Origin of the sequence: Kitasatospora sp. CB01950 (assembly GCF_001905465.1) — a bacterium.
Taxonomy (GTDB): Bacteria; Actinomycetota; Actinomycetes; order Streptomycetales; family Streptomycetaceae; genus Kitasatospora.
On sequence record NZ_LISX01000005.1, the window covers coordinates 289,879 to 307,299 of the forward strand.

At 73.9% G+C, this 17,421-nt stretch carries 14 protein-coding genes, 1 tRNA gene and 1 pseudogene; 7 read left to right on the top strand and 9 right to left on the bottom strand.

The window, feature by feature from the left end; all coding sequences use genetic code 11:
- Window positions 1–61: 61 nt before the first annotated feature.
- Entirely contained in the window at window positions 62–1,552 is a 1,491-nt protein-coding gene (locus tag AMK19_RS15820; protein ID WP_083646867.1) for an aldehyde dehydrogenase family protein, read from the top strand.
- 71 nt (window positions 1,553–1,623) lie between these two features.
- Here AMK19_RS15820 and AMK19_RS15825 read toward each other — a convergent pair whose 3' ends face one another.
- Complete coding sequence (locus AMK19_RS15825) at window positions 1,624–2,439, bottom strand: S1 family peptidase (RefSeq protein WP_073812148.1); 816 nt, start codon at window positions 2,437–2,439, stop codon at window positions 1,624–1,626.
- Window positions 2,440–2,738: 299 nt separating this feature from the next.
- Between AMK19_RS15825 and AMK19_RS15830 the strand changes: the two genes are divergently transcribed.
- Complete coding sequence (locus AMK19_RS15830) at window positions 2,739–3,389, top strand: NAD(P)-dependent oxidoreductase (protein ID WP_073812151.1); 651 nt, start codon at window positions 2,739–2,741, stop codon at window positions 3,387–3,389.
- 86 nt (window positions 3,390–3,475) lie between these two features.
- Here the strand turns inward: AMK19_RS15830 and AMK19_RS15835 are convergent, their stop codons facing one another.
- The gene (locus AMK19_RS15835; RefSeq protein ID WP_073812154.1) at window positions 3,476–5,041 is read right to left on the bottom strand and encodes an APC family permease; all 1,566 of its coding nucleotides are present in this window, start codon (window positions 5,039–5,041) and stop codon (window positions 3,476–3,478) included.
- A gap of 339 nt (window positions 5,042–5,380) precedes the next feature.
- Between AMK19_RS15835 and AMK19_RS15840 the strand changes: the two genes are divergently transcribed.
- The gene (locus AMK19_RS15840) at window positions 5,381–6,727 is read left to right on the top strand and encodes an acyltransferase (protein WP_073812156.1); all 1,347 of its coding nucleotides are present in this window, start codon (window positions 5,381–5,383) and stop codon (window positions 6,725–6,727) included.
- An 8-nt stretch (window positions 6,728–6,735) separates the two neighbouring features.
- Here AMK19_RS15840 and AMK19_RS38435 read toward each other — a convergent pair whose 3' ends face one another.
- Genes AMK19_RS38435 through AMK19_RS15850 form a run of 3 tightly spaced genes read right to left on the bottom strand, consistent with a single transcriptional unit; the run spans window position 6,736 to window position 7,844 of the window.
- Window positions 6,736–6,912 (bottom strand): hypothetical protein, encoded by a 177-nt coding sequence (locus tag AMK19_RS38435; RefSeq protein WP_338015791.1) that lies wholly within the window; start codon window positions 6,910–6,912, stop codon window positions 6,736–6,738.
- A gap of 60 nt (window positions 6,913–6,972) precedes the next feature.
- The gene (locus AMK19_RS38440; protein ID WP_338015792.1) at window positions 6,973–7,308 is read right to left on the bottom strand and encodes a class IV adenylate cyclase; all 336 of its coding nucleotides are present in this window, start codon (window positions 7,306–7,308) and stop codon (window positions 6,973–6,975) included.
- A complete protein-coding gene (locus AMK19_RS15850) occupies window positions 7,305–7,844 on the bottom strand; it encodes a flavoprotein (RefSeq protein WP_073812159.1) in 540 nt (179 codons plus the stop codon). Before AMK19_RS15850 ends, AMK19_RS38440 begins: the two co-directional genes overlap by 4 nt.
- A gap of 414 nt (window positions 7,845–8,258) precedes the next feature.
- Here AMK19_RS15850 and AMK19_RS15855 point away from each other — a divergent pair, with 414 nt between their 5' ends.
- Window positions 8,259–8,981 carry a hypothetical protein gene (locus AMK19_RS15855; protein WP_073812161.1) on the top strand — a complete coding sequence of 241 codons (723 nt, stop codon included), beginning with the start codon at window positions 8,259–8,261 and terminating at the stop codon, window positions 8,979–8,981.
- 230 nt (window positions 8,982–9,211) lie between these two features.
- Here AMK19_RS15855 and AMK19_RS15860 read toward each other — a convergent pair.
- A tRNA-Val gene (locus AMK19_RS15860) sits at window positions 9,212–9,283 on the bottom strand.
- A 281-nt stretch (window positions 9,284–9,564) separates the two neighbouring features.
- Between AMK19_RS15860 and AMK19_RS15865 the strand changes: the two genes are divergently transcribed.
- Both AMK19_RS15865 and AMK19_RS15870 read left to right on the top strand, forming a co-directional pair.
- A complete protein-coding gene (locus AMK19_RS15865; RefSeq protein ID WP_073812477.1) occupies window positions 9,565–10,818 on the top strand; it encodes a hypothetical protein in 1,254 nt (417 codons plus the stop codon).
- Between the two features lie 187 nt (window positions 10,819–11,005).
- Window positions 11,006–11,227: an FmdB family zinc ribbon protein gene (locus tag AMK19_RS15870; RefSeq protein WP_073812478.1), complete on the top strand. Its 222-nt coding sequence runs from the start codon at window positions 11,006–11,008 to the stop codon at window positions 11,225–11,227.
- Window positions 11,228–11,252: 25 nt separating this feature from the next.
- Here the strand turns inward: AMK19_RS15870 and AMK19_RS15875 are convergent, their stop codons facing one another.
- The 3 genes and pseudogenes from AMK19_RS15875 to AMK19_RS15885 all read right to left on the bottom strand — a co-directional run bounded on the left by AMK19_RS15875 (window position 11,253) and on the right by AMK19_RS15885 (window position 16,061).
- The gene (locus AMK19_RS15875) at window positions 11,253–12,098 is read right to left on the bottom strand and encodes an HAD family hydrolase (RefSeq protein WP_073812163.1); all 846 of its coding nucleotides are present in this window, start codon (window positions 12,096–12,098) and stop codon (window positions 11,253–11,255) included.
- Window positions 12,099–12,128: 30 nt separating this feature from the next.
- Window positions 12,129–14,678: pseudogene (locus tag AMK19_RS15880) on the bottom strand (phosphoribosyltransferase).
- A gap of 213 nt (window positions 14,679–14,891) precedes the next feature.
- Window positions 14,892–16,061 (bottom strand): HpcH/HpaI aldolase/citrate lyase family protein, encoded by a 1,170-nt coding sequence (locus AMK19_RS15885; protein ID WP_073812165.1) that lies wholly within the window; start codon window positions 16,059–16,061, stop codon window positions 14,892–14,894.
- A gap of 289 nt (window positions 16,062–16,350) precedes the next feature.
- On the opposite strand from AMK19_RS15885, the gene AMK19_RS15890 reads away from it, so the two are divergent.
- Window positions 16,351–17,412 (top strand): TerD family protein, encoded by a 1,062-nt coding sequence (locus tag AMK19_RS15890; protein WP_073812168.1) that lies wholly within the window; start codon window positions 16,351–16,353, stop codon window positions 17,410–17,412.
- Window positions 17,413–17,421 lie beyond the last annotated feature (9 nt).

Genomic DNA, 17,421 nt, shown 5'->3' on the forward strand with positions numbered 1-17,421 from the left:
CAGACTACGGGGAACCGCCAAAACGAAACGAAATCACTTCGTTTCGTTTATCCTCGACGCCATGAACGCTTCCTCCGGCGTTTCCACGCCCACCGCCGCACCCACCGCCGCACCCACCGCCACGCCCACCGCCACGCCCACCGCCCCGCCCACCGCCCCGCTCTCCACCCCGGCCGCCGCCCCCGACCCCGCCGCGACCGTCGCCCGCCTGAACGCCGCCTTCGCCACCGGCCGGACTCGGCCGCTCGCCTGGCGCAAGACCCAACTCCGCGCCCTGCGAAGCCTGCTGGTGGAACAGGAGGAGGTCTTCGCGGCCGCCCTGAAGGCCGATCTCGGCAAGAGCCCGACCGAGGCGTACCTCACCGAGATCGGGTTCACCGTCAACGAGATCGACCACACCCTGCGCCACCTCGCCCGCTGGCTGCGCCCGCGCCGCGTCCCGGTGCCGCTGGCCCTCGCGCCGGCCCGGGCCCGCACGGTGCGCGAGCCGCTGGGGACGGTGCTGGTGATCAGCCCGTGGAACTACCCGCTGCAACTGGCGCTGGCGCCGCTCGTCGGTGCGCTCGCCGCCGGCAACTGCGCGGTGGTCAAGCCCAGCGAGCTCGCCCCGGCGACCTCCGCCGCGCTCGCCCACTGGCTGCCGCGCGTCCTGGACCCGCAGGCCGTGGCCGTGGTCGAGGGCGGCGTGCCGGAGACCACCGCCCTGCTGGAGCAGCGCTTCGACCACGTCTTCTACACCGGCAACGGCACCGTCGGCCGGATCGTGATGACCGCCGCCGCCCGCCATCTCACGCCCGTCACACTGGAGTTGGGCGGCAAGAGCCCGGCGGTCGTCGAGCCCGGCGCGGACCTCGCCGCAGCGGCCCGCCGGATCGCCTGGGGCAAGTTCATGAACGCGGGCCAGACCTGCGTCGCCCCCGACTACGTCCTCGCGATCGGCGACGCCGGGCCCGCGCTGGAGGCCGAACTCGCCGCCGCCGTACTGGAGATGTACGGCGACGACCCGGCCGCGAGCGAGGACTACGGGCGGATCGTCAACGAGCGCCACTTCGACCGGCTGACGGCCCTGCTGGCCGACGGCCGGACGGTCACCGGCGGCGGGCACGACCGCGCCGCCCGCTACCTCGCCCCGACGGTGCTGGCCGACGTCGACCCCGAGTCGCCCGTGATGCGTGAGGAGATCTTCGGCCCGGTGCTGCCGATCGTCCGCGTCCCCGACCTGGACGCCGCGATCGCGTTCATCACCGCCCGGGACAAGCCGCTGGCGCTGTACGCCTTCACCGCCTCCGCGCAGACCCGGCGCCGGCTGACCGCCGAGACCTCCTCGGGCGCGCTGGCCTTCGGCATCCCGAACGCCCATCTCTCCGTCCCCGGGCTGCCGTTCGGCGGGGTCGGCGAGAGCGGCCAGGGCGGCTACCACGGCCGACTCTCGGTGGAGACGTTCAGCCACACCAAGGCGGTGCTGTCCAAGCCCCTGGCGCTGGACACCCTGCGGCTCGCCTACCCGCCGTTCACGGCCGCCCGCACCCGGCTGCTGCGGCGCTTCATGTAGCGCGACCGGGGCCCGGAACGCGCGCAGCCACCCGCGGAGGGGTCGCGGGTGGCTGCGCGCGAGGGGCTCGGCTACGGGCGGGGCAGCACGCAACCGGCCCGGGTCAGGTCGAGCACGTTGCCCGGGGCGAAGCAGTTCGGGATGGTGTAGGTCTCCTGGGCGTAGCCGATGTTCGGGCGGATGGTCACCACGCCGTTCTGGTCGACCTCGCACGGGTTGTTCAACGTACAGGTCTGGCCGTCCTCGTTCATGGTGTTGTTCACGGCGACGACCTGGCCGCTGTTGACGTCGACCACCGGGGAGCCGGAGGTGCCGCCGATGATGTTGCAGCCGGAGGTGTAGCGGACCGAGTCCTTGAAGGTCCAGCTGCTCTCCTTGAGCCGGTACGCGAAGCCGTCCACGTTGCAGGAGTAGATGGTCTTCCAGTAGCCGGACGGCACCTTGATCGCGCTGCCGGCCACCGGGTGGGTGGTGGCCATGGTCAGCGGGGAGATCCCGTAGGTGTTCTTGATGCTCGCGTAGGTGCTGGTCAGCCGGTAGATGGTGACGTCGGTGTCGGTCATCGTCGAGTACACGACCCGGTTGGCGCGCACCGTGCCGAGGCTGCTGCCGCCGGCGCTGAGCAGCGTGAAGCTGCGGGTGGACGCCTTGTCGGTGATCACCTGGCCGGCGGCCGGCATGCCGGATTCCAGGCAGTGGCCGTTGGTGAGGATCAGTCCGGGGTCGGTGTCCACGGAGCCTGGCATCCGGATCAGCGAGCCGGAGCAGTTGCTGAGCGCGACCGTGCCGGCGAAGTTCACGGTGACGGCGGACGCGGGGGTGGCGGTGACCAGGGCGGTACCGGCGAGCAGGACGGTACCGAGCGCGCCGATGAGCGGCTTCTTCATGAGGGTGCCTCTCAGGGATGTGGGGTCCCACTGGGGTCCCCCTAAATTGGCGCGCCCATGACATGATGTCAAGAGTCACCGCACCACCAATCCGCCCTCAACTCCCTTGCCGGCGACGGCTTCCCGGCGCGATCGGGCGCAACCGGGTCCGCGCCGACCACCCCGGGCGCGCCCGCCCCGGCCGGGGCACCCCTGTCCGTTTTTCACCACAGGCTGTCGGGCGCGCACCTCGCCCACCGGTGACGGTCCGCCGTACGGTCGGAACCGCAGACGGAAAACGGCAACGAGGAGACACCCCCATGAGCACCATCACCCTGTACGGCGCCACCGGCACCATCGGCGCCCGCGTCCTGGCCGAGGCCCTGCGCCGCGGCCACACCGTCACCGCCGTGGTCCGCGACCCGGCCAAGCTGACGGTCGTCCACCCGGCGCTGACGGTGGCGGTCGGGGACGTGCTGGACCCGGCGTCCGTGGCCGAGCACGCCAAGGGCGCGGACGTGGTGGTCAGCGCGGTCGGCGGCGGCGACGGGCCGGGCCACCAGGCGCTGATCGCGCCGTCCTTCGAGTCGCTGGTGGCGGGCCTGCGCACGCTGGGCGCGGACGCGCCGCGGCTGATCACGGTGGGCGGCGCGGGCTCGCTGCGCACCCCCGACGGCAAGCAGGTCTGGGACGCCGAGGGCCTGCCGGAGTTCCTGCTGCAGATCATGCACGCGCACGGCGACGCGCTGGACTTCCTGCGCACCGTCACCGACCTGCGGTGGACCAACCTCTCCCCGGCGGGCACCATCGCCCCGGGCGAGCGCACCGGCGTCTACCGCGAGAGCCTGGAAGACCTGCTGATCGGCGCCGACGGCCAGAGCCGGATCTCCACCGAGGACTACGCCGTGGCCCTGCTGGACGAGATCGAGCAGCCCAAGCACCTCGGCGAGCGCTTCACCGTCGCCTACTGACGGCCACGCCCCCTGGGCCGGGCGCGAAACCGCGCGGGCGCAAACCTGTCTGGTTTCGCGCCCGCGCAGGGTTCGTGCCGGCTCGCTCAGTCGGGGATGACCAGGGCCGGAGTCTCACGCGTGAGCACCTCGCCGCGGAAGAACGCGGGGCTGCGGCGGGTCATCACGGCCATCACGACCAGGCCGACCGCCAGCAGGCCCGCGCCGACCACGAAGACGCTGCCGATGCCGAACACCGAGCTGCCGCTGCCGTAGGACGGGTCGATCATGTCGACCATCGACTTGCCGAAGATCGCGGCCAGGGTGAGGCCGCCGATCAGCGGGAAGATCACCTTGAGCACGGCGTCGCGGACCGAGTTGCGGAAGTCGCCGCGGAAGTACCAGGCGCAGGCGAAGGCCGTCAGCGAGTAGTAGAAGCAGATCATCAGCGTCAGCGCCGCGATGGTGTCGGCCAGCACGTGCGAGCTGACCATGGTCATCACGGTGTAGAACACGCCGGTGCCGACGCCGGCCGTGATGATCGCCCGACCCGGGGTCTTGTAGCGCTCGTTGACCTCGGTGAAGGAGCTCGGCAGCGCCTCGTACACGCTCATCGCCAGCACGGTGCGGCTGACCGGGATGAAGGTGGTCTGCAGGCTCGCGGACGCGGAGGCCAGCACGGCGACGAACAGCAGCACGCCGAGGACCGGGCCCATCACCGGGCCGGCCAGCACGGCCAGCACGTTGGACGAGGTCGCGGGGTTGCCGAGGCCGGTGCCGGTGGTGCCGACGCCCGCGTACATCTGCACCGCGACGGCGGTGAACAGGTAGGAGCCGACCAGCACCACCATGGCGAGCATCGCGGCCCGGCCGGGGGTCTTGTCGCTGCCGCCGGTCTCCTCGTTGGCGCTCAGACAGGCGTCCCAGCCCCAGTACATGAACAGCGACAGCGACAGGCCGGCCACGAACGCAGTGAAGGAGCTGGCCGCGAACGGGTTGAGCCAGCTCCAGGAGAAGTGCAGCGATCCGGTGTCGCCGTGGCCGAGCGCCTTGGTGATCGCCATGACGCCGAACAGGCCGAGGACCGCGAGTTGAAGACCCACCAGCGCGTATTGGACGCCCTTGGTGGCGGTCATGCCGCGGTAGCTGATCATGGTCGCGATCGCGATCAGCGCCAGGCAGGTGACCACGTGCACCAGCTTGTTGCCGTTGAGCGCGGCGATCGAATCGCTGCGGGTGATCTCACCGAGCAGCAGGTACAGGTACTCGGTGGCGACGCCCGCGAGGTTGGACAGCACGATGATCGTCGCGATCACCAGGCCCCAGCCGCACATCCAGCCGATCTTCGGGCCGAACGCCTTCACCGTCCAGGTGAAGGAGGTGCCGCTGTCGGGGATCGCCTTGTTCAGCTCCCGATAGGCGAAGGCCACCAGCATCATCGGCAGGAAGCCCGCCAGGAAGAGGGCGGGCATCTGCAGGCCGACGGCGGCCACGGTGGTGCCGAGCGTCGTCGTGAGGCAGTACACCGGGGCGACCGTGGACACGCCGATCACGGCGTTGCCCAGCAGGCCCACCGAGTTGCTGTTGAGGCCCTTTGAGCGGACGCCGCCAGGGGCGTCCGAGCCGGTGGCGACGTCGGCGCCGGCTCCCGGGCGATTGTCGAGCTGAACCATGCGGGAACCGTAACTCCCACTGTTTCCGCAGCTCACCACGGTCGAAGCCTAGCGTTCACCTGCGTTTCATGCGCTGGTAGGCTTGGTTTCCGTTGATTACATGATCTTTTGTGGCCAATCGCCTTTATTTCAGCTCTGTTAACGACCTTTCACCCGGTGACGAAAACCGCACATCACCCCGTTGCACCCCTTTCGGACATCGGTATGAGAAACGCCACATACCCCCGCAATCCGGGAACCGTCCGGCCGGACGACACGTCAACGACCGTTCGGACACCTCTGGTTTCCCCCACCCGCGCGCCCCTATCGTTCCCCCGTCGATCCAGGGAGGGGACCGGTATGACCGGCACGCTGACGTCCGACACCGAAATCCGCACCGTCCGCGCCGGCCGCCCGGGGCCCGGGCCGGTCCGCTGCTCCGTCGGCGACCTGCTGCTCGCCGACCTCCCGGTCTCCGTCGCCCTCTTCCACGACCGGCCGCTCGACGCCGACGCCCTCGCCGACGGCCTCGCCCGCGCCCTCGACCGGCTGCCCGAGTTCGCCGGCCGCCTGCGCACCGCCGACGACGGCGCGCTGTTCATCGACACCGACGACTCCGGCGTCCCCTTCACCGTCGCCGACGCCCCCTACACCCTCACCGAGGCCTTCGACCGGATGGCACTGCCGGCCTGCGGACTGGTCGACCACGTCCGCGCCGCCGACGCCCGCCGCGAACGCCTGCCGCTGCTCACCGTCCGACTCAACCGCCTCGCCGACGGCACCGGCGTCCTCGGCCTCTCCTGGCACCACGCCGTCGGCGACATGCACAGCTTCGCCCTGCTGCTGCGCACCTGGTCCGCCTGCACCGAAGGCGCCGAACCGCCCGCCCTCTCCCCCACCGCCGACCGCGAACGGCAACTCGACGCCCACCTGCCCGCCGAGGACTGCGGCGTCCCCTCCCTCCGGCTCCCCGACCCCGCCGAGAGCGCCGAACTCCGCCGCACCGTCGCCGCCGCCGGCCTCGCCAACCGCACCGTGCAGATCTGGTTCGCCCCCGCCGAGGTCCAGCGCCTGCGCGCCGCCCTCGCCGCCGAGGCCGGCCGCCCGCTCTCCGCCAACGACGCGCTCTGCGCCCACGTGATGCACGTCCTGCGGCAGCTCGACGGCGCCGACGACCGGGAACAGACCCTCACCATGCCGGTCAACCTGCGCCGCCCCCTCGGCCTGCCCGACGGCGCACTCGGCAACCTCCTCGGCGAGATCCGCCTGCCCTGGCGGCCCGGCACCACCCCCGGCCGCTACGCCGCCGAGCTGCGCGCCGCCGTCGACACGTTCGCCACCCGGCACCTCGCCACCCGCAGCAACCTGCGCTTCCTCGACCGCATCGGCCACGACCGGATCACCGACTGCGTCCCCGCCGGCTTCGACCCCGCCCGCCGCACCCTCACCCTCTCCAGCTGGTGCCGCCTCGGCCTGGCCGACCTCCCCCTCGACGGCGTCCGCCCGGTCGCCTTCAGCCCCGCCGCCACCCTCCAGCTGCCCTGGAGCTCCTGGCTGGTCGAAGGCCCCGGCGGCGAAGGCCTCCTCTACACCCTCGTCCTCCCCACCCGCCTCGCCGCGAAGCTGCGCGGCGGGTCTGCACTGCTGCACCCCCACCGCGACCCCTCCGACCCCCTTCCTCCGGTCGGCCCCCGCAAGCTGCTCTGAACTTCGCGTCAGATCCGGCTTCTCGCCCGGGTCACGGCGTCCGTGTACAGCTCGGCGGTCAGGTCCGCGTCCGCCACGTCGAGCCGGCGCAGCGCGCGGCGGACGGCCGCCAACGCGGACGGCAGCTCCGCCTCGCCGTCGGCCGGGGTCTCCACCTCCAGGAACACCCCGGCCAGTTCCGGCACCTGCACCACGGTCGCCGGCAGCGGACGGCCGTCCTGGACCAGTTCCCAGTTCCGGCAGCGCTACTCGAACGCGATCGTCCCGACCAGGCCGCTGCCGCGCAGGATCGCCCGCAGCGCCCCCGGATCGGCCACCGCCGTCTCGGTCTCCGGCTTCGAACCCGACGCCTCGTCCACAGCTGCGCCCTTGTAGGTGAGCACCGTCCGCGCCCCGGCCTCCCCCGTCACCGTCCGCACCCGCAGCTCGGCCCCGCCCGCCGACAACTCCCCACCGGGACGGTCGAAGTACACGTCCCGGTACACCTCCGCCCGCCCCGGAGCCCCCGCCCACGCCGCCAACCGCGCCACCAGCCGCTCCGGCTCCCGCACCCGGGCCTTCAGCTCCGCCTCGATCGTCATCGCCCCAACACCCGCTCCACCGCCCGCAACCCGGCCTCCCACGGGAACGGGCGGCTGCCGTCGCCGGTCCCCTCCTCGCCGAGCAGGACGTGCGCGCCCGCCTCGTGCAGGGTCGCCACGCTGCGGGCGAACTGCGGGTGCGCGGCGAGGGCCGCGTTGACGCAGGGCATCACCAGCACCGGGATGCCCTTGCCGAGCGCCTCGGCCGCGTAGCCGACCACCCAGGACGTGGTGAGGCCGAGCGCCAGGCTGTTGAAGGAGTTGAACGTCACCGGCGCGAACAGCACCGCGTCCGGCGGCGGCAGTACATCGGGCCGGCCCGGCCACCGGTACGCCGACTTCACCGGGTACCCGGTGAGCTCCTCCAGCTGCGGCACCTGCGCCTCCAGCCACCCCCGTGCCGCCGGCGTCAGCCCGACCGCCGCCTCCCACCCCCGCGCCCGGGCCTCCTGCACCGCGTCCGGCAGCCCGAACACCGCCCCCGCCGCCGACCCGAACAGGTACACCACCGGCCGCCCGGCCCCACCGCTCTCCATCCCGCCATGCAAGCGGTCCGCCGGGCATCACCGCAATCCCGGCTCCTCGCATACGGGTGCGAAACGTGGTCGGACTTCGGTACCGTTCGGGCAGGAGTGCCGGGAAGCCTGGTCGGCGAACAAGGGACAGTCATGTCCGCTGGCCGGTCCGGGGGTGGTGTGCGTGGCACTCGACGCGAAGTCCGCCGGCACGCCGCCGGCCCGACCGCGGCTGCGGACCCGCCGCTCCTCGCACCGACGCCGGCCCCTCCTTCGAGGGCTTCCGCGCGCTTCGGACAGATTCCGAGAATGTCGAAACCGTCCGGTGTTCCGGGCGCCGTTCGCCGTCCGACCCCCGGAAGGGGGCGGGGCGGCCTGCCCCGCCGACGGCGACCCGGCGTTCCGCCCGCACACCGGACCGGGGGGAGAACCGTCATGACCCACCGTCCCACGCCTTCGACCCGTACCCGCGTCGGCGGCGCGCTGCTCGCCGCGACAGCGCTGATCCCGGCGGCGGCCGCCTGGTACCTGTTCGGCGTCATGCTTCCGGACGACGCCCAGGAGCTCCGCTCCTACCGGGCCGCGGCGGCCTGCCCGACCGGGGAGCCGCTCGCGGCGGTCGAGGAGTGCGTGCGCAGCGTGTCGTTCACCGTCACCGACGCGACCGTCCACGGCGGCAGGAACCCCAAGTACCGGGCGACGCTGACCGGCACACCGTTCTGGAACGGCGAAGTGCTGTTCGGCAACCCCGGGCCGGTGGTGGAGAACCTGACGTCCGGCGACCAGGTGGACGGCACCGTGTGGCGCGGCCGGGTGATGCGCCTGGAGCGGGACGGCGTCTCCCAGGCCACCTCCGACGAGCCCCGCGACGAACCGCAGTTCACCGCCGCGCTGGGCACCTACGCCACGCTGGCAGCGGTCCTGCTCGCCACCCTGGGCGTGCTGCGCTTCACCGGCCGTCCCTGCCGCGCCGCCGTCTACCGGGCGCTCTTCCTCACCACCCTGCTCGCCTGCGGCGCGCCCGCGGTACTCGCCTACTGGACCGGCCTGCCGTGGTGGACCGTGCCCGTCGCGGCCGTACCGGCGGCGCTCCTGCTGGCAGAGGCAGTGCGGCGCTGGAACCCCGGGAAGATCCCCGCAGCCCCTCAGGGCTGGTAGCCGCCCGCTCGACATCCCGCCTCAACGGCTCGTGCAACCGGTGCGGGCGCGGCACCTCGTGGTCACCGTCGACGGGTCGGCGTCCGCAGTCGCCACGGTGTCAGCCACCGGGCCGCCGCGCCCGCCGGGCCGGAGGTGATCATCTCCGCACCGCCCGCCGACGAGAAAGGCCCGGCCCGGAGCATGCGCTCCGAGCTGGGCCTTTGCCGGGTTTACTCTGCTTGCGAGGGTGGGCGCAGACGGTTTCGAACCGCCGACATCCGCCTTGTAAGGGCGGCGCTCTACCGCTGAGCTATGCGCCCGCAACGAAGTGGACCGGTGGGCCGGTCGCACGACGAATGGACAGACTACCTGGTCCCGGCAGTGATTCGCCGCCCCCTGAGGCCTGTCTTCGAACCCGCGCCTGCCCCACAACGCCCGGCACGCACTCCCGCACCTGGGGGCACGCCGCGGGGCTCGGCGCGGGTTCGAGGACGGGCCCCGGGAGCGAGGGTGTCGTCGGGGGGTGCCGGGCGGGGTGGGTGATCGGGAAGAATGGCGGTGCAGTGGTGGGACGGGACGGAGCAGGGAGCGCGTGGTGAGGGTGGCCGGCGGCGGTGGCGGGGGTCGGGGCGGCTGGTGGGGCGGCGGCCGGCGGGACGGCGCGCGCGCGGACGCCAGGGCGGCCCGGGAGGCGGCGCAGGAGTCGTTCTACGAGCTGGATTCGGCGCAGCGGGACGCCCTGCTCGCGGTGGAGACGGTGAAGTCGGCGGGCGAGCCGGCCACTTCCCGCCGGGTGGAGCGGGAGTACGCGGACCTGGTGGCCCGGATCGACCAGGTGACGGTGGCGTACCTCGGGGCGTTGGACGCGGTCGACCTGGAGGCGGCCGAGCTGGACCCGTCGGCGGCCTTCCGTGCCAAGCAGCAGCTGGAGCAGTCCAAGCGCGAACTGGACGCGAAGCGCACCGAGCTGGGCAATTTCGTCAGCCGCCTGCAGCCGCTGGTGGACCACGCCGAGGCGCAGCTGATCCGGGTGACGCCTGCGGTGGAGCGTGCCAAGCAGGCGCTGCTGGCGGCGACCGTCGCGCTGGAGCAGGCGCGCGGCGCGGGCCTGAAGGCGGACGACCTGGCGGCCAAGCTGGCCGAGCTCGCGCCGGAGCTGACCAGGCTGAACCAGGGCATCTCGCAGCACGGCGTGCCGGCCACCCTGCAGCGTGCGGAGGACATGGTGCGGCGGGCCGAGGCGCTGCGCGAGGAGGCGGCGCGGCTGCCGGAGCGGGCCGGCGAGATCGACCGCCGGGTCGGCACCCTGCGCACCCGGATCGACGCGTTGGAGAACCGGGCCGGGACGGTGGAGCCCGCGCTGAGCGAGTTGCGGCGGCGGTTCTCGACGGCCTGCTGGCAGGACCTCCAGCAGGTGTCCGCGCAGACCGCGGACGCGGTGCGCAATGCCCGGTCCCGGCTGACCGAGGCGGTGCGGGCCCGGGGCGACCAGCGCTGGGCGGACGCCACCTCGGCGATCAACACCGTGCGGACGCTGCTGGAGACCGCCGAGGGCTCGGTGACGGCCGTCAACGAGCGGCTGCGGCAGTTGAACGAGGTGCAGCACGATCCGCAGCGCGAGATCGATCGGGCCCGGTTCGCGCTGCGCGACGCCCAGCGGCTGGCGATGGCGGGCCGACAGGCGCCGGACCCGCGGCACGCCGGCCCGTTGGACGCGGCGGTGGGCCGCCTGGACCGTGCGGTCGACTCGCTGGAGCAGGCCGGCCGGCACCCCGACTACTGGCAGTTCCTGACCGAGCTGGCGGCGGTACGGGAGACCGCGGCCGAGGTGGTCACGATGATCCGCGGCCACTGAGCGGACACCGGGACGCCTGTCCTCCGACGGCACCCTCCGCACCGCCGCGCACCGCCCCGCACCGCACCGCCGCCGCCTCCGGCAGAACGAGCCACCCGCTGCCCCCGCACCCGCCGACGGCAGGCCGAGGGGCGCCGACCGCCCCGGGAAGCCCGTGCTGCGCCGCCCCCTCGGTACGCTGCTGCCCATGCCTCGTTACGACTTCCGCTGCCGCGCCTGCGGCGCCACGTTCGAACTCAGCCGCCCGATGGCCCAGGCCAACGATCCGGCCGTCTGCCCGGAGGGCCACCCCGACACCGTGAAGCTGCTGTCGACCGTCGCAGTGACGGGCGGCGGCGCGTCCGGTGCGGCCGCCCCGGCCCCGAGCGGCGGGGGCGGCGGCTGCTGCGGGGGCGGCTGCTGCGGCTGACGCCGGACCGGGGCCGGCAGGCCCGTCAGCCGACCGCCACCGCCGTCTCCCCGGCGCGGACCCGGGTCAGCATCTGTCGGAGTATCTCCTCGCCCGCCGCGACGCCGATCTCGGTGAGCGCGGTGACGCCCTCGGCGGTCCACCCGGTCTCGGCGAGTTCGCCGTGGCCGGGCCGCCAGCCGTGGTCGGCGGTGAGCAGCAGTTCCGCGTCGAGCAGCGAGTCGCCGGCGGCGAGGACCGTCTCCGCGCCGGTGCGGCGGCGGACCTCGGCGAGTGCGGCGCTCTTGGACAGCGGCGCGGGCACGGCGTAGACCTTGCGGCCCTGGAGGGAGACCGTCCAGCCGCGTTCGGCGCACCAGGCGGTGAGGTCGTCGATCCAGCCGGCGGGGAGTTCGGCGCGTTCGACGACCAGGTAGGCGAACAGGTCGTCGGCGACCCGCCGCTTGTGCGTCCACTCGGGGTCGGCGCTGATGGCGAGGTGTTCGACGATCTCGGGCAGCGGGGCGCTGGCCGCGTCCAGCCGGGCGCGGATCTCGCGCTGCCAGTCGGTGTCGGGCACGCCGTCGACCAGCAGGTGCCCGCCGTTGGAGCAGACCGCGTACGGGGGGATCCAGCCCGGGGTGGGGCCGGGCAGGTTGATCCGCTCGTACTGGGTGCGGGTGCGGGTGGTGATCGGGACCACGGGGGTGTGCTCGGCGAGTTCGGCGAGCAGCTCGGCGGCCTTCTCGGTCATGAAGGAGAGCGCCTTGCCGTCGTGCACCTCCACCGAGAGCAGTCGCGGGGCGAGCCGGTCGGGCACGTCCAGGGCGAGCGCGCGGTTGGAGTAGACGAGGGTGCGGTCGAGGTCGCTGGCGACCAGGAACTGCGGCACGGGCGGGGTCTCCTTCGGTCGGGGGCAGGGTCAGGTGTGGACGGCGGTGCCGTCCGCGCCGGTGGCGCCACGGGTGTAGCGCGGGTGGATGAGGCCGACGCAGCTGTACGGCAGGTCGTCGGTCTCCTCGACGGGGACGCCGCGCTGGGCGGCGAGCAGCCGGATGTGGTCGAGGTCGGCGCCGGCGCCGCGGCGGGCGAGGATCCGCCAGGGGACGCGGCGCAGCAGGACCCGGGTGGTCTCGCCGACGCCCGGCTTGACCAGGTTGACGCTGCCGATGCCGTACTCGGCGCTTATTCGCTCGACGGCGGCCCAACCCTCCCAGGTGGGCGTGCGGTCGGCGGCGGCGAGGCGGGCGGTCTCGGCGGCGACGGCGTCGGCGACGGCCGGGAACTCGGCGGCGACGGCGTCGACGAACCGGGTGGAGACGTCGGCGTCGGCCAGGTGCCGGTAGTACTTGGCGCCGTGGAACTCGTCCGGCCCGGTCAGGTCGGCGCGCAGCACGGTGCGGGAGACCAGGCCGGAGACGGTGGAGTTGAGGCAGGCGGACGGGATCAGGAAGTCGTCGCGGGTGCCGTAGGTGCGCACGCAGCCGCCGGGGTCGGCGAGGACTGCGAGGCCGGGGTCGAAGCCGGTGCCGGCGAGGGCCTCGTCGAGTTCCCGGGTGATCGCGCCCTTGCCCGTCCAGCCGTCGACGAAGACCACGTCGGCGGCGCGGTGGTGGGCGGCGAGGTGGCGCAGTGCGACCTGGTCGATGCCGCGGCCGCGGACGATGGAGACGGTGTAGTGCGGCACGTCGAGGCCGTGGGCGTGGGCGAGCCAGCGGCGGATCAGGATGCCGACGGGCGTGCCGGCGCGTGCCAGCGAGGCGAGCACCAGGCCTTTCCCGCGTTCGCGCAGCAGGGTTTCGGCGACGGCGCCGACGGCGGTGGCCAACCGGGCCGCGGAGGCGGCCAGCGCGCTGTGGAACAGCTGCTGGTACTCGGGGCTGGGCTGGTACTCGACCGGCAGCGACTCGGCGTAGTGCGCGCCGCCGGACTGCACGGCCTCCTCGCGTTCCTCGACGGGTGCTTCGAGGTGGACGTCGGAGAGGTCCTTGAGCAGCCAGGTGACGTCGGCGGCCGGGTAGCTGGAGAAGGCCGGCCCGTGCAGCGGGCGGGCGGCGGGCGGGGCGGGGGCGGTGTGTGCGGTCATGCCGGGCCTTCGGTGGGGTGCGCAGGGGCGATGCTCGGGCAGCGGGTGGTCGGCGGGGCGTCAGGCGGGTGGCGTCGGGCGGTACGACGGAAGAACGGCGAGCACCACGTGGTCGGTGGCGGTGCGCAGGCGGGGCAGCAGGGCGTCGGGGCCCTCGTGCAGGGCGGGGGTGTCGGCGGGGTCGTCGACGACCAGGACGACGGTGTCGAAGCGGCGGTCCGGGTCGCTGCCGGGGGCGACGTTGTAGGCGTAGCGCTCGGTGGAGTCCTCGCCGGCCGGGTCGTCGTGGGCGGTGAAGGCGAGCCGGGTGCGGATGGCGTAGCCGGGGTGGTCGTGGGCGAACACCGGGGAGCGGGTGGTGGTGGAGAACCGCACCTCGGCGTCCGGGAGTTGGCTTTGCAGGGCGTCGGCGAGGCGCAGTGGCGCGTACATCAGCTCCTCGCAGCCGAGCACCAGCACCCGGCGGGGGCGGGGGCCGACGGCGTCGGCGAGGGCGGCGCCGAGGGCGGGGAGCGCGTCGTCGAGGCGGCGGCGGTGGGCGGGGGTGAAGCCGTGCCGGCCGCCGTCCGGCAGGCCCTCCGGCCAGGGCAGCCGGAGGTGCGTCAACTCGCCCTGCGGGGCGGATGGTTGGGGGATCTCGGGGTGGGCGTCGATGAGGGCCCGGGCGCTGTCCAGGATGCCCTCGGGCAGGTGGACGCCGCCGCCGGCGGTGGCCACCAGGTCGAGCCGGGCGCCGAGTTCGGCGGCGGCGGTCTCCAGGCGGGCCCGGTCGGCGGGGGTGCGCAGGTCGACCAGGGCGACCACCACGTACCGCTCGCGGGGGTGGGCGGCGTGCAGGGCGCGGATGGTGTTGAGCACCGTGGTGCCGGTGGAGAACTCGTCGTCGACCAGCACCAGCGGGCCGTCCCCGGCGAGGAGTCGAGGGTCCTCGGGCAGCAGCAGGTGGCTGGTGGCGTGCGAGTGCTCCTCCTCGAAACCGCCGAGCGGTGCGAGGCCCGGCACGGGGCGGCGGGTGGAGTGCAGGTAGGGCGCGTCGAGTCCGTCGGCGACGCTGTGGCCGAGCGCGGTGGCGGTCTCCGCGTAGCCGAGCACCACGGCCCGCGCCGTCTCCGCCGGGCCGAGCAGCGCGGCCACCCGGCGGCCGAGGTCGAGCCCGGCGCCGTGCACCACCTCGGGCCGCTGCGGGACGTGCTTGCCCAGCACCTGGGAGACCAGCAGGTGGGCGCGCTTGGGGTTGCGGCGCAGCGCGAGGCCGATCAGCGCGGTGAGTTCGGGCCCGCCGGTCAGGCGCAGGCCCAGCCGGTCGGTGACCCACTGGCCGGTCCAGGGGTCGGCCCCGACCGGCCCGGGCGCGGTGGTGTCGACGGTCATCGGGGCTCCTCTCATCACGACGACAGGCGGTACGGGTGGTGCGTGTGGTGCTGGTGGTACCTGGGAGGACGCACGGTTGCGCGTCCGGGTTCGAGCGTACGGGCAGCGCGGGGCCCCGCGGATCGACCGACCGGCGACGCTTCGCGTACCGATCGGCGAGGATCCGGTGACCGTCCGGTGGAGGCCCGCATCGTCCGATCGGTGGACGCGGGGCCGGAACCGGGCGCGTCAGGAGACGCAGGCGGACAGCAGCTCCGCGAAGGACACGTCGGCCCGCGCCACGCCGAACACCTGGGCCCGCAGCAGCACCCGCTCGGCCCACGCCCGGTGCGGCTTGGCCTCGTTCATCTTGTTGGTGTACGCGGAGCGGCTCACCCCGCCGCCACCTCGGTGCTGCTGGAGGATGTCCTGGGCGTCGCACAGCTCCTCGTGGGTGACCACGGACAGCGCGTGCACCGCGGCGACGTGGCTGGGGTGGATGCAGGTCTTGCCCAGCAGCCCGTTGGCCCGGTCGAGTTCGATCTCCCGGATCAGCCCGTCCAGGTCGTGCTCGATCAGCCGCTGCCTGACCCCGTCGGCGGGCGGCGTGACCTCGGCGAACGGCGTGCGGCGCAGCTGCGGCTTGAACATCCGCTCCTGGAGCGGGAAGTACTCCCAGACCGGCCCGGTGACGGTGAACCCGGTGCCGTCGGCCCGGCCGAGCACGTTGACCACGTCCCCGATCACCTGGGCCACCAGCGCCACGTCGTACGCGGTCAGGTCGGGCGAGCGGCGCAGCCCGTACGCGGAGCACAGGTCGGTGACGCCGAGCCGGACGGCGAGCACCCGCGCACGGTGCTTGTCGAGCAGCCGGGCGATGCCGAACAGCTGCTCGCGGCGGCTCTCCAGGTGGGCGAGTTCGGGCGATTCGAGCACCGGCATGACGAACAGCCGGTGCCCGCCGGCCTCCTCGGCGCCGGTCAGCGCCTCCAGGAAGGGCCGCCCGCTGTCCTCGGTGAACTTGGGCACCACGAAGCCGCTGAGCAGCCGCAGCGCGGGTCCGAGCCGCCGGGCCAGGTCGGTGATCTGCTCGGGGGCGCGGACCCGGACGAACAGCAGCGGCAGTTCGACGTCCCCCACCGCGGCGAGGTCGGTGAGCTGGGCGACCAGGTTGTGCTCGGCGTCGTCGACCTCGTGGTCGGCGATGGCGTCCTCCAGGCACAGCACCATGGAGAGCACGCCGCGGGCGGCCTGCCGCCGGATGTCGCGGGCCAGGGTGGGGCGGGTGGCGGGGCTGTAGAGCGTGGCGCCGAGCGCGGTGGCCAGGACGTCCGTCCCGCTGTCCCGGTCGAAGGCGACGGGCTGCTCGTGAAAGAGCCGGCTGCGGACGTCGTCCGCGAGATGCCCGAAGTGGCGCAAAGTGCTCTCCCGCTCTGATCTGTGGGGCCCGCTCGGGGCCGGCAACGGCTGACGCCTCGACTCATGGACGGTTGGCGTCACCGGATAGTTCGCCGGGGCGCGGTCGCCGCGGTGGACGGGGAGCACCGGGCCGCCGGCCGCCCATCGTACGACCGGACGCGGCCGGCGCAGGAGTTCCGAACACCAATCCGCGCAAGCCCGTCGACATCGCGGTCCGGGGCGGCGCGGGGCTCGCCGATGCCGCGCCCGCGTTGTCCCGGGCCCCCGGCAGGCGGCAGGATGGTGCGCTATGACGCACGTGATGGCGAAGGGCGCCAACATCCCGCTGACGGCCAACGCCGTCCGCGCCGTCCTGCGTTGGACGGCTGCCCCGGGAATCCCGGACGTGGACGCCTCGGCCCTGCTGCTGGGCGGCGACGGCAGGGTCCGCGACGACCTGGACTTCGTGTTCTACAACCAGCCCCGGCACCCGTCCGGCCTGGTCCGCCACCTGCCCAAGCAGGCCGCGGACGGCTGGATCCGGGACGCGGTGGAGATCGACCTGGCACAACTGCCCGCCGAGGTGGACCGGGTGGTGCTGGCCGGCTCCTCCGAGGGCGGCGCGTTCCCCGCCGTGCCGGGCCTGCGGGTGCTGCTGTTCGACGCCGGCGCGCCCGAAGGGACGCCCGCGCTGGCCGAGTTCGCCGTCGACGAGCAGGAGCAGGTGACGGCGCTGGTCGCCGCCGAGCTGTACCGCCGCTCCGGCGGCTGGAAGTTCCGCGCCGTCGGCCAGGGGTACGTGAACGGCCTGATCGCGCTGGCCACCGACTTCGGCATCACGGTGGAGGATTCCACCGGCGACGGCGGCGCCCCGCTGGCCGCCGACCCGCGCCTGCCCGGCCCGGCCGCCGCCCCGCAGCCGCCCGCGCCCGCCCCGTTCCCGGCGGACGAGGACGACTGGACGCTCGCCCCGGCGCTGCCCACCCAGCCGTTCGTCGCGCCCGAGCCGGTCGCGGCCCCGCCCGCCACGGTCCTCGCCCCGCCGCCGCCCGCGCTGCCGCCGACCGTCCACCACGCCGCGCAGCCGCCCGTCCCGCAGCAGCAGCCCGCCGGCTACGGCTACCCACAACCACAACCACAACCACAACCACAACCACAGGGCTACGGCTATCCGCCACCGCAGGCGGGCGGCTACGGCTACCCCCAGCCGCACCCCCAGCAGCAGGGCTACGGCTACCCCCAGCAGCCTCCCGCGCCGCCCACCCACCAGCAGCCCGTGCAGCAGCAGCCCGCGCCGCAGCCCCCGGTGCCCCCGCAGCCGGGTGCACCGTTCGCGCTGCCGCCGCAGGGCCCGCAGTTCCAGCCCCGCTGAAGCCGCCGG

Bases quoted from the DNA above. Each gene is read 5' to 3' on its own strand.
- AMK19_RS15820 (WP_083646867.1), top strand. From the start codon at position 62: ATGAACGCTTCCTCCGGCGTTTCCACGCCCACCGCCGCACCCACCGCC.
- AMK19_RS15825 (WP_073812148.1), bottom strand. From the start codon at position 2,439: ATGAAGAAGCCGCTCATCGGCGCGCTCGGTACCGTCCTGCTCGCCGGT.
- AMK19_RS15830 (WP_073812151.1), top strand. From the start codon at position 2,739: ATGAGCACCATCACCCTGTACGGCGCCACCGGCACCATCGGCGCCCGC.
- AMK19_RS15835 (WP_073812154.1), bottom strand. From the start codon at position 5,041: ATGGTTCAGCTCGACAATCGCCCGGGAGCCGGCGCCGACGTCGCCACC.
- AMK19_RS15840 (WP_073812156.1), top strand. From the start codon at position 5,381: ATGACCGGCACGCTGACGTCCGACACCGAAATCCGCACCGTCCGCGCC.
- AMK19_RS38440 (WP_338015792.1), bottom strand. From the start codon at position 7,308: ATGACGATCGAGGCGGAGCTGAAGGCCCGGGTGCGGGAGCCGGAGCGG.
- AMK19_RS15850 (WP_073812159.1), bottom strand. From the start codon at position 7,844: ATGGAGAGCGGTGGGGCCGGGCGGCCGGTGGTGTACCTGTTCGGGTCG.
- AMK19_RS15855 (WP_073812161.1), top strand. From the start codon at position 8,259: ATGACCCACCGTCCCACGCCTTCGACCCGTACCCGCGTCGGCGGCGCG.
- AMK19_RS15870 (WP_073812478.1), top strand. From the start codon at position 11,006: ATGCCTCGTTACGACTTCCGCTGCCGCGCCTGCGGCGCCACGTTCGAA.
- AMK19_RS15890 (WP_073812168.1), top strand. From the start codon at position 16,351: ATGACGCACGTGATGGCGAAGGGCGCCAACATCCCGCTGACGGCCAAC.